The sequence below is a fragment of the Micromonospora haikouensis genome (genome assembly GCF_900091595.1).
GTDB lineage: Bacteria > Actinomycetota > Actinomycetes > Mycobacteriales > Micromonosporaceae > Micromonospora > Micromonospora haikouensis.
The window spans coordinates 124,645-134,880 of sequence record NZ_FMCW01000025.1 but is presented as its reverse complement, the minus strand read 5'-3'; the positions used below and the strand labels follow the sequence as shown (position 1 = coordinate 134,880).

Sequence of the window (10,236 nt, the reverse complement as noted above, 5' to 3'; positions counted from 1 at the left end):
CACACTGCCCCGGCCGACACCACGCTCACGCAACACCCCGGCGAGCCGGGACGACCAGTCGTCCAGGTCCGCGAACGTCCACGACCGCCCACCGGCGACGAGGGCCACCGCCGTGGGGGTCCGGGTGGCCTGCTCGTGCAGGAGCCCGGTGATCGACGTCGCCGGCAGGGGCGCCGCCGTGTCGTTCCAGCCCTCCAGGACGCGGTCGCGTTCGGTGGGAGTCAGCACGTCGACGGCGGCGAGCGGCGCGTCCGGGGTCTCGCAGATCCGGGACAGGACCAGTGTCAGCCGGTCCAGGAGCGTGCCTGCGGCGGCCGAGTCGATCAGGTCGGGGCGGTGCTCCAGGTCGAGACGCAGCTGGTCGCCGGGACGCGCGGTCAGGGTCAGGGGGTAGTGGGCGCAGTCGCGCACCGTCGCGTCCGTGACGCGTACGTCGTCGGCCAGGGCAGGCAGCGACTCGCCCAGCGGGTAGTTCTCGAAGACGGTGAGAGTGTCGAACAGCTCGCCGTGCCCGGCGAGCCGCTGGATCTCGGCCAGCCCGAGGTGCTGGTGGTCCATCAGCCGCGCCTGGCCGTCCTGCAGGCGGCGCAGCATGGTCGCCACCGGGACGCCCGGGGCCAGGTCGATCCGCACGGGAATGGTGTTGATGAGCAGGCCGATCATCGTGTCGGCTCCGGGCAGATCCGGTGGGCGGCCGGCAACGGTGGCACCGACGACCACATCGTCGCGGCCGGTCAGCGCGCCGACCACGATCCCCCACGCGCCCTGCACCAGCGTGTTCAGGGTGAGCCCGCGGGCCCGGCCGAGCGCGGTGAGCCGACGGGTCAGCTCGGCCGGCAGGTCACGCACGAGGCGGTCGGGGACGACCGCGCTGGCCGGCGGACGGCCGGCCAGCAGGGTCGGCGCGTCCAGGCCGGCCAGCGCCTCCCGCCAGGCGGTCTCGGCCGCCGGGCGGTCTTGCGCTGCGGTCCAGTGGAGATAGGCGCGGAAGTCCGCAGGTTCCGGCAACGGTCCGCCACGATAGAGGGCGACGAGCTCGTCCAGCAGGAGCGGCACGGACCAGCCGTCGAGCAGCAGGTGATGGTGGGTGACCACGAGCCGGTGCCGCTCAGGGCCGAGCTGGACCAGGGTCATCCGCAGCAGCGGAGCGGTCGCCGGGTCGAAACGGGTCGCCAGGTCGGTGTCGAGGAAGCCGGCCAGTTCCTCCTCGCTCAGGGACAGGGCCGCCCAGGGCAGCTGCACCGAGCGCGGCACCACCGCGACGGCCTGCCCGTTGCGGCGGCGTCGGAAGGCCACCCGCAGGTTGGGCCAGCGGTCGAGCAGGGCCTGGCCGGCGGCCCGCAGCCGGGCCGCGTCGACAGGACCGTCGAGGGCGATCGTGAGCTGTCCGGTGTAGACGTCCGGGCCGTCTGCGGCGAGCTGCGTGTGGAACAGCAGTCCCTCCTGCAGCGGGGTGAGCGGCAGGACGTCGGCGATGCCGGTGGCCTGGCCTGCGGCGGGGGTGGCGGTGGTGGTCACGACAGCTCCCATTCGGCCTCGAACTCGTCGATTTCGTCCTGGCTGAGCGTGAGCGTCAGGTCGGACGGGGTGAGGCCACCGGCGGCCGGGCTACGAACGTGCGCGACGAGGCCCTTCAGCGCGGCGAACCAGGCGGCCGCCAGGTCCGCGACGGCCTCGTCGTCGAGAAGGTCACGCGGGTATGCCCAGGTCACGCCCAGCTCGGGGCCGGCCTCGGTGTCCTGCACGTAGGCGTTGATCTCTAGCGGGTACGGTGCGACCGGCATGCCGAGGTCGTATCCGCCGGCGAGGATGCCGTGTCCGGCGACCGGCGTCCACACCCCACCGTCTCCGGACGAGGCGGTGAACCGGCCGAGGTAGTTGAAGCTGATCTGCGGTGCGGGGCGGGTCGCCAGCTCGGGCTCGGTGGCCGGGTTGAGGTAGCGGAGCAACCCGTAGCCGATGCCATGGTCGGGGATCGCGCGGAGCTGTTCCTTGATCCGCTTCAGGGCCGTGCCGGCGCTCGGTCCACCGGAGAGCGCGTCGGCCAGGTCGACCCCGCCGGGGTCGAGGCGCACCGGGAAGACGCTGGTGAACCAACCCAGCGTGGGGGTCAGGTCCGCGTTGGCGACGACCTGTTCCTCGCGGCCGTGGCCCTCCAGTGCGATCAGCACCGACCGCTCCGTACCGTACGCGTGGCGGGCCCGCCAGTCGGCCACGGCCAGCGCGAGCGCGGTGAGCAGCACGTCGTTGATGCCGGCGTGGAAGGCCGCCGCGACCGCGGTGACGACCGGCTCGGTGGTCTCGGCGGGCAGCCGCACGGTGTGCCGGGCGACCGTGGCGAGATCGGCCACCGGCCGCAGCGGGCGGCGCGTGAATGCCGGGTCCGGGCCGGTCAGGATGTCCTGCCAGAGGGTCAGCTCGGCGACGCGTTCCGGTCGGCGGGCCGCCTCGGCCAGCTCGGTGGCCCAGCGTCGGAAGGACGTGCCGGTGCGCTCCAGGACCGGGACGCGACCGGCTGCGCGCTGCTCCCAGGCGGCGGCGAGGTCGGCCGGCAGGATCCGCCACGAGACGCCGTCGACCACGCTGTGGTGGATGACCAGCAGCAGTCGCCCGGGCCCGGCCGGCCCGGCGTCGAACCAGACCGCTTGGGCCATGACGCCCTGCTCAGGATCGAGGCGACCGGCGGCGGCCTGCTCCTCGACCTCGACGACCGCGTCGGGTCGTGCCCGTCGCAGCCAGGGCCGGCCGGTGCCCTCGGGCCTGACGTGCAGCCGTCCGGGCGCGCCGGGGGTGGCTCGGACGAGCCGTGCGCGCAGCAGGTCGTGCCGGGCGGTGAGCGCGTCCAGCACCGCGACCAGGTCGTCCTCGGTGATGCCGGCCGGGGTGGTGAGCACGAGGGACTGGCTGAACGAGTCGATCGGGCCGCCGGTCTCGTCGAGCCACCGCAGGATCGGGGTGAACGGAACATCGCCGACGCCGTCGTCGGGCCGGTCCTGGCTGCCGGTGTCGAGGTCGGCGACCACCGTGGCCAGCGCGGCCACCGTCCGGTGTTCGAACACCTGACGCGAGGTGCAGACGAGCCCGGCCGCGCGGGCGCGCAGCACGAGCTGGATGGAGACGATGCTGTCGCCGCCGAGGCCGAAGAAGTCGTCCTCAATGCCCACGCCGGGCACCCCCAGCACGTCCGCGTACAGCTCGCACAGCAGCTTCTCGCGGGGCGTGCGCGCGGCGGTGCCGGTGGCCAGGGCGGCGTAGTCCGGTGCCGGCAGCGCGGCCCGGTCGATCTTGCCGCTGGTCAGCACCGGCAGCCGGTCGAGCACGACGAAACCGGCGGGCACCATGTAGGCGGGCAGCCAGGACTCGGCGTGCAGACGCAGCGCCTTGACCAGCGTCGCCGCGTCGGCGAACGCGGCCGGAGTGTTGGCGACGGTCGTCGACGTGCCTGGCCGGTAGACGTGGGTGGGCTCGGCGTCCCGCTGGAACACCACGTCCAGGTCTCCGGTCGCCGAGGAACCGTCCCAGGTCACCGCTGCCCGGTAGCCGTGCGAGTCGGCCAGGGCGTGCAGATCCTCGACAGTCGGGCCAGGCTCCTCGCGGAGGCGCGCGTTGGGCACGCCGGTCACCCGCAGCCGGGTGGGGCCGCCGAGCAGCCGGTCGCGGACGTCGTCGAGGCAGCCGGCCCAGGCGTAGGTGGTCTCGGCCGGCGGCGGGGGTACGGACACGGTCGTCAGCACGACGTCGTAGCGGTAGCGGCTCAGCTCGTTGTCGTACCGCCCTCGCTTGACCCGCACCTCGACGCCGCGGATCGCGTCGACGGGCAGCGCGGCGAAGTAGTCCGGGTCGAGCAGCAGCTCGCGCTCCGCCCGAAGCGCCGCCTCGACGGCCGCGTCCCGGTCGGCGGGCGCGACGCCGCGGCTGGCCTGGATGGCCTCGTGCAGCATCCGGTGCAGCCGCAGGTTACGGACGTCGCCGACGAAGATCACACCGCCGGGGGCGAGCCGCTGGGCGGCGGCGCGCAGCACTCCGGTCAGGTAGTCGGCGCTGGGGAAGTACTGGGCCACCGAGTTGACGACGACCGTGTCGAACCAGCCTTCCGGCACCCCGCTCAGGTCGTGGGCCGGCTGGGCGCGCAGAGTGACGCGGTCGACGAGGCCGGGAATCGTCGAGACCGCGCGGCGCAGGGTGTCGATGGCCTCCGCCGAGAGGTCCAACCCCCAGTAGCTCTCGCAGTCGGGCGCGAGCCGGGACAGCAGGAGTCCGCTGCCGACGCCGATCTCCAGCACCCGCCGGGGCCGCAGCGCCCGGATCCGGCGTACGGTGGCGTCGCGCCACTCGCGCATCTGCTCCAGCGGGATCGGCGACCCGTCGAAGCTGCTGTTCCAGCCGGTGAAGTTCTCGTCGAAGCGCTCGACGCGGCCCGCCTGGTAGAGCAGCTCGTGCAGCTCCTTCCACTCGGCGATCTGGACGTCCGCCCGGGCGTCCGGCGGCCCTTCCCGGTCCGGGACGACGTACGCGGCCAGCCGCACGTCGCCGGGGTGGTCCTCGCGGGCCAGGACGGTGACCTGGCCGACGCCGGGGTGCCGGGCGAGCACGGATTCGATCTCGCCGAGCTCGATCCGGTAACCGCGGACCTTCACCTGGTCGTCGACGCGGCCGAGGAAGTCCAGCCGGCCGTCGGCCCGCCAGCTCGCCACGTCGCCGGTGCGGTACATGCGCCGCCCCGGTGGGCCGTACGGGTCGGCGAGGAAGCGCTCGGCGGTCAGGTCGGGCCGGTTGACGTAGCACCGGGCCAGACCGGGCCCGGCGAGGTACAGCTCCCCGGGAACGCCGGGGCCGACCGGCTGCAACCTGTCGTCGAGCACGTAGGCGTCGGTGCCGGGGTCGGGCCGCCCGATGGGGATGCTGACGCCGTCGATGCGGTCCGGGTCGCACTCGCCGAGGGTGGAGTTCACGGTGGCCTCGGTCGGGCCGTAGGCGTTGAACATCCGGCGGCCCCGGGCCCACCTGGCGACCAGCTCCGGCGAGACGCGCTCGGTGCCGGCGAGGAGGATGCCGGGCGGCAGCTCACACTCCGCGGGCAGCGCGGCCAGCAACGCCGGTGGCAGGATCATGAAGTTGACCTGATGCCGAAGCGCATACTCGGTGAGCGCCGGGCCGGCGACGCGGCGGTCGGCGGGGACGACGACGAGTCGGCCGCCGGAGAGCAGCGCGAGGCAGAGATCCCAGAAGGCGACGTCGAAGCTCGGCGAGGCAAAGTGCAGGACCCGGACGTCGGGGGTGAGCCCGAAGCGCTCGAACTGGGTGGAGAGCAGCTTGGCGACGCCGGTGTGGGTGAGCAGCACGCCCTTGGGCCGGCCGGTCGATCCTGAGGTGTAGATGACGTAGGCGGCGTGCTCGACCCGCAGGCCCGCGCGTTCGGGGTCGCGGCTCGGCGCGTCCGCCAGTTCGGCCACCGTCGAGGGCGCGTCGAGCAGCAGCCGGGGCACGCCGTCGGCGCCGGGCAGCCGGTCGGCGACCTCGGTGGTGGTGACCAGGCAGACGGGCCGTGCGTCGCCGACCAGGTAGGAGAGGCGCTCGATCGGATCAGCCGGGTCCAGCGGAAGGTAAGCGCCGCCTGCCTTCAGCACGGCCAGTTCCGCCACGATCATGTCGACGGAGCGGGGCACCGCCAGCCCGGCCACGCGGTCCGGGCCCAGACCGTGTGCCACGAGCACGTGTGCCAGCCGGTTGGCCCGTGCGTCGAGCTCCGCGTAGCTCACCTCGGTGTCCTCGAAGACCACCGCCACCGCGTCGGGATCGGCGCGGACCACGGTCGCGAAGACGTCCGGAAGCGTCGCCGGGGGCACGGTCAGCGGACCACCGCTGGAGTGCGCTGCCGGGTGCGCCGGGGCGGCGGTGGCACTGTCACCGATGGTGTGCATGCAGTCGCTCCTGATTGGGCGGGGCGGTGGAACGCTCTGACTGTAGGCAAGGCTTACCTAAATCGCGAGAGGCGGGACGCGTGGAATCCGGGGTCCGCCAGTTGGCGGACCCCGCATTCCTGTCGGTCACGCCACCGGCGTCACGGGTGGCGGGTGAGATATCCGCCCATCGTGCGGAAGTAGTCGGTCGCGGCCAGCTCGGTGCCGTCGTCCAGGCGTACCCGCTCGATGGCGAGCCCGGGGCTCCTGCCCCGGCGGGCCTCGGCGCCGGCCACGACGACCACGGCGTTCCCCTCGCGGATGAAGATGCGGCCGGGCGTCCCGCCGTAGTTGCCCTGCGACACGGACGCCGCGACGATGCGCAGCCGCTGCCCACGATGGAAGGTGAAAGCGTTGGGGTACGGATCGGACTGCGCGCGCACGAGTCGGTCCAGTTCCTCCGCCGACCAGGTCCAGTCGATGCGGCTGTCCTCCTCCGACCGCTTGTGGAAGAAGCTGGCCTTGGATCGGTCCTGCGGCGTCCAGTCGGTGCGGCCGGTGGCGATCAGCGCGAGGCCGTCCACGGTGATCGGCCCGAACAGCTCAAGCGTCTTGTGGAACAGGTCGGTCGTGGTGTTTCGGGGCCCGACCGGCACGGCCCGCTGCAGCACGACGTCGCCGGCGTCCAGCTCCGCGTCCATCATGTGGGCGGTCACGCCGACCTCCTTCTCCCCGTTGATGAGGGCCCAGATCAGCGGGGAGAAGCCGGCATACGCGGGGAGCAGCGAGTCGTGCACGTTGAGGGTGCCGAGCCGGGGGAGCTGGAAGACCTGGGGCGGGATCCAGGTGCGCCAGTTGGTGGCCACGATGACGTCGGGGTCAGCCTTCTCGAGCGGGATCAGCAGGTCATCGTCCGGTCGGTCCCGGACCTCCACCGGGATGCCGTGCTCCTTGGCGAGGTCGGCGACCGAGTCGTTCCAGATCCGCTCGTAGGCGTGGTCGCTCGGCGGGTGGGTGACGACCAGGGCGACCTCGTGCTCCGAGTCCAGCAGCGCCTGCAGCGTCCGATGCCCCCACGTCTGGTACCCGAACATGACTACCCGCACGGTTCCTCCTGACCCATCCACCTCGGCAAAAGTTAGGTTAGTCTAACCTAGCTTCGCGCCGCCCTGGGGCGGCCCCTCCACGCGCAAGGTGTCGACACCGCTCGACCTGAGGATTGGGACTGCCGATGTCACAGGCCGCTCCGCACGGCGCAACTCCGGTCTACGACCTGCTGGGGGTCGGCTTCGGCCCGTCCAATCTGGCACTCGCCGTGGCCGCCCACGAACACAACGGCGGGACCGGCGCGGCCGACCCGGTCACCGCCGTCTTCTTCGAGCGGCAGGCCCGGTTCGGCTGGCACAGCGGCATGCTGCTGTCGGACGCGACCATGCAGGTGTCCTTCCTGAAAGACCTCGTCACGCTTCGTAACCCCACCAGCGAGTTCAGCTTCCTGTGCTACCTGAAGGACCGAGGCCGCCTGATCGACTTCGTCAACCACAAGACCTTCTATCCGCTGCGGGTCGAATTCCACGACTACCTGGAATGGGCGGCAGCCAAGGTCGACGACGTGGTCCACTATGGCCACGAGGTCACCGCCGTCGCCCCCGTGGTCCGCGAAGGCGTCGTCGAGGCGTTCGACGTGACCGTGCGCCACGTCGGTGGGTCGAGCTCGTACCGCACCCGCAATCTCGTCGTCGCCACGGGCCTGCGGCCGCAGACCCCGGCCGGCGTGGAGGCGTCCGACCGCGTATGGCACAGCCGCGACCTGCTGACCAACGTCGGCCGACTGGACGGCGCCGACCCGTCGCGCTTCGTGGTGGTCGGCGCCGGCCAGAGCGCCGCCGAGGTGACCGCGTTCCTGCACGAGCGGTTCCCCGCCGCCGAGGTCTGCGCCGTCTTCTCCCGCTACGGCTACAGCCCGGCCGATGACAGCTCCTTCGCCAACCGCATCTTCGACCCTGCCGCCGTGGACGATTACTTCACCGCGCCGTCGGAGGTCAAGACCATGCTCATGAACTACCACCGCAACACGAACTACGCGGTAGTCGACACCGACCTCATCGACGAACTCTACCGACGCTCCTACCAGGAGAAAGTCAATGGCGTCAACCGGCTACGGCTGCTCAACGTGTCCCGCCTGACCGCCGCCCGCGAACACCAGGGTCGCGTCGTGGTCACCGTCGAGACCCTGACCACGGGTGAAGTCTCGGTCCTCGACGCGGACGTGCTGATCTGCGCCACCGGCTACCAGCCGGTCGACCCGTTCCCGCTGCTCGGCGACGCCGCGCGGCACTGCCACCGCGACGGCTTCGGCCGGCCCGTGGTCCAACGCGACTACCGCATCCGCACCGACGCCTCGGTGCTGGCCGGCGTCTACCTGCAGGGCGGCACCGAACACACGCATGGCATCACCGCCTCCCTGCTGTCCAACGCGGCCGTGCGCGCCGGCGAGATCCTCGGCTCGATCGTCGCCAACCTCCCGGTCGACCGCCCCCTGTCCGCCCCCGTCTCCGTGGGCGCGGGAGTGCCGGGCTGACGCCGACGCATTCCATTTCCTCTCCGTTCGGTTCGAGACAGTCAGCGACAAGGCAATTGGCGCCAGATAAAGATAGGCTGACCTAACAAAGGCAAGGCTTCCTTTCTGCGCCTCATGTGGCCGAAACAGAGACAAGCACACTGCGCGCGGCCTTCCCTGTTAGAGTGGCGCTATTCGGAATCGAAGGCAGAACGTCCGGCCGGCGATTGGTTTACGTTCCAGTCGCTCGGCAAATACGCACTGCATCCGAGCACGCGGGGCCGACGCCGCCCTGCAGGCTGCGGCCACGACATGGAGGACACATGAAGACGCTGCTGCAAATGACACCGGTGCGTGAATGCGCCGCCACAGCGTGCAGTTTCAACACCAAGGGCTGCCACGCTCCGGCGATCACGGTGGCTTCGACGGGAGACGCCGCGTCCTGCGCGACGTTCGTGGAGTCGTCGCTTCAGGGCGGTATCGCGGAGGTGACCGGCACGGTGGGCGCATGCGCACGCTCCGAGTGCACCTACAACACCAACCTCGCGTGCACGGCGGAGTCCATCACCGTCGGCCCCGGCGCCACCGCCAGCGACTGCCTCACCTATCAGCCCGCCTGACGGTCACGGGGCACCGGTCCACCGGTGCCCCGCCGTCGGTCGACACCGGGCAGCCGCCCGCATGGCACCCCTTTGCAAAGGTAAGGCTAACCTACTAAGGTCATGTCCCTAGGCTGAGTTCACCTTCACTCGTGGCCGAGGGGAATGACATGGCGCTCCACCCAGCCGGGCGGGCAGCGGAACTGACGGACGCCGCTCCGCACGCCACGCGGAACGATGCGGACGCCGTGCTGGCACGATCTGTCCTGTCCGCCAGCCCGTCCCTGCAGCTGCGACTCGGCGAAACCTCCGTCGACCTCGTCGACACGCACGCCGTCCTGCCCGACGGCACGGTGGTACTCGCGGTTGACGCGATGACCAGGACCGGTGGCCTACTGGTGGCCGCACGCGGCCGGCCGGGGGCGGTGCGGCTGGACGTGACGCAACTCGTCCCGGTCGCCGTACGGTCCCGGGTGTGGGCCAAGGTCTGGCTGTCGGGCACCGCGCGCCGGTTCGACCCGGGCATCCTGAACTCGTGCGACAGCGACACCGTCATGGCCCTGCTCGACCTGCCTCCCGTCGCGCTGTGGGAGGTCGAGCCGATCGAGGTCGGCCTCACCCGCGAGGTCGGCGCGACCACCCTGGGCATCAGCGCCTTCCGCGCTGCACAGCCGGACCCGCTCGCCGCCGACCAGGCCGCGGGCCTGCAACATCTCGTCCAACGGCATTGCGACGTCCTCGATCGGCTCGCCACGCTCATCGACCCGGCGGTGACCGCCGACTCGGCCCGGGTCGTGCCGGTGGCCGTCGACGCCGACGGCATCGTGCTCCGCGCGGAGATGCCGGACCGGCACACCGACGTCCGACTGCCGTTCGCTGGCCGCGTCACCAGCACCGCCGGCCTCGCCGACGGGCTGCGGATGCTGCTCGCCGAGGCGACGCGGCGCGTGCCGGCCGGTCCCCCCCGCGCCACTCCGGACGCGCACACGCCTTCGGCGGCCGCTTGCGACCTCCCCGAAGGCGTGTGCGTCGTCCCGTCGTCGTGACGGTTCGCCTCCGCTCGGCTCCGCTCGCCCGCCGCCCGCTGGCGGTGGCGCCGCCGCCCACGCGTCGGTCCACCCGGCCGTCGGTCGGTCGCTGACCTCGGCGTCGCGGTGCCCGGCCCGCCCCAGGCTCG

At 72.1% G+C, this 10,236-nt stretch carries 6 protein-coding genes; 3 read left to right on the top strand and 3 right to left on the bottom strand.

All coding sequences use genetic code 11. From position 1 onward, the window contains the following. The 3 genes from GA0070558_RS24005 to GA0070558_RS23995 all read right to left on the bottom strand — a co-directional run. A partial coding sequence (locus GA0070558_RS24005) for a condensation domain-containing protein (RefSeq protein WP_256092095.1) occupies positions 1 to 1,518 on the bottom strand: 1,518 nt, incomplete at its 3' end. Next, complete coding sequence (locus GA0070558_RS24000; RefSeq protein WP_091283816.1) at positions 1,515 to 5,921, bottom strand: non-ribosomal peptide synthetase; 4,407 nt, start codon at positions 5,919 to 5,921, stop codon at positions 1,515 to 1,517. The genes GA0070558_RS24000 and GA0070558_RS24005, both read right to left, overlap by 4 nt. A 140-nt stretch (positions 5,922 to 6,061) precedes the next feature. Then, entirely contained in the window at positions 6,062 to 7,006 is a 945-nt protein-coding gene (locus GA0070558_RS23995) for a methionyl-tRNA formyltransferase (RefSeq protein WP_091283813.1), read from the bottom strand. 125 nt (positions 7,007 to 7,131) lie between these two features. Between GA0070558_RS23995 and GA0070558_RS23990 the strand changes: the two genes are divergently transcribed. The 3 genes from GA0070558_RS23990 to GA0070558_RS23980 all read left to right on the top strand — a co-directional run bounded on the left by GA0070558_RS23990 (position 7,132) and on the right by GA0070558_RS23980 (position 10,105). Beyond that, positions 7,132 to 8,481 carry a lysine N(6)-hydroxylase/L-ornithine N(5)-oxygenase family protein gene (locus GA0070558_RS23990; RefSeq protein ID WP_091283811.1) on the top strand — a complete coding sequence of 450 codons (1,350 nt, stop codon included), beginning with the start codon at positions 7,132 to 7,134 and terminating at the stop codon, positions 8,479 to 8,481. A 302-nt stretch (positions 8,482 to 8,783) separates the two neighbouring features. After that, on the top strand, positions 8,784 to 9,080 hold the full coding sequence (locus tag GA0070558_RS23985; RefSeq protein ID WP_091283809.1) for a DUF1540 domain-containing protein: 297 nt from the start codon (positions 8,784 to 8,786) through the stop codon (positions 9,078 to 9,080). Positions 9,081 to 9,229: 149 nt separating this feature from the next. Continuing rightward, on the top strand, positions 9,230 to 10,105 hold the full coding sequence (locus tag GA0070558_RS23980) for a DUF2470 domain-containing protein (RefSeq protein ID WP_439709631.1): 876 nt from the start codon (positions 9,230 to 9,232) through the stop codon (positions 10,103 to 10,105). The last annotated feature ends 131 nt before the right edge of the window (positions 10,106 to 10,236 follow it).

What these genes read in the sequence shown, in the direction of transcription:
- GA0070558_RS23980 (WP_439709631.1), top strand. Translation starts at nt 9,230, where the DNA reads ATGGCGCTCCACCCAGCCGGGCGGGCAGCGGAACTGACGGACGCCGCT.
- GA0070558_RS23985 (WP_091283809.1), top strand. Translation starts at nt 8,784, where the DNA reads ATGAAGACGCTGCTGCAAATGACACCGGTGCGTGAATGCGCCGCCACA.
- GA0070558_RS24000 (WP_091283816.1), bottom strand. Translation starts at nt 5,921, where the DNA reads ATGCACACCATCGGTGACAGTGCCACCGCCGCCCCGGCGCACCCGGCA.
- GA0070558_RS23990 (WP_091283811.1), top strand. Translation starts at nt 7,132, where the DNA reads ATGTCACAGGCCGCTCCGCACGGCGCAACTCCGGTCTACGACCTGCTG.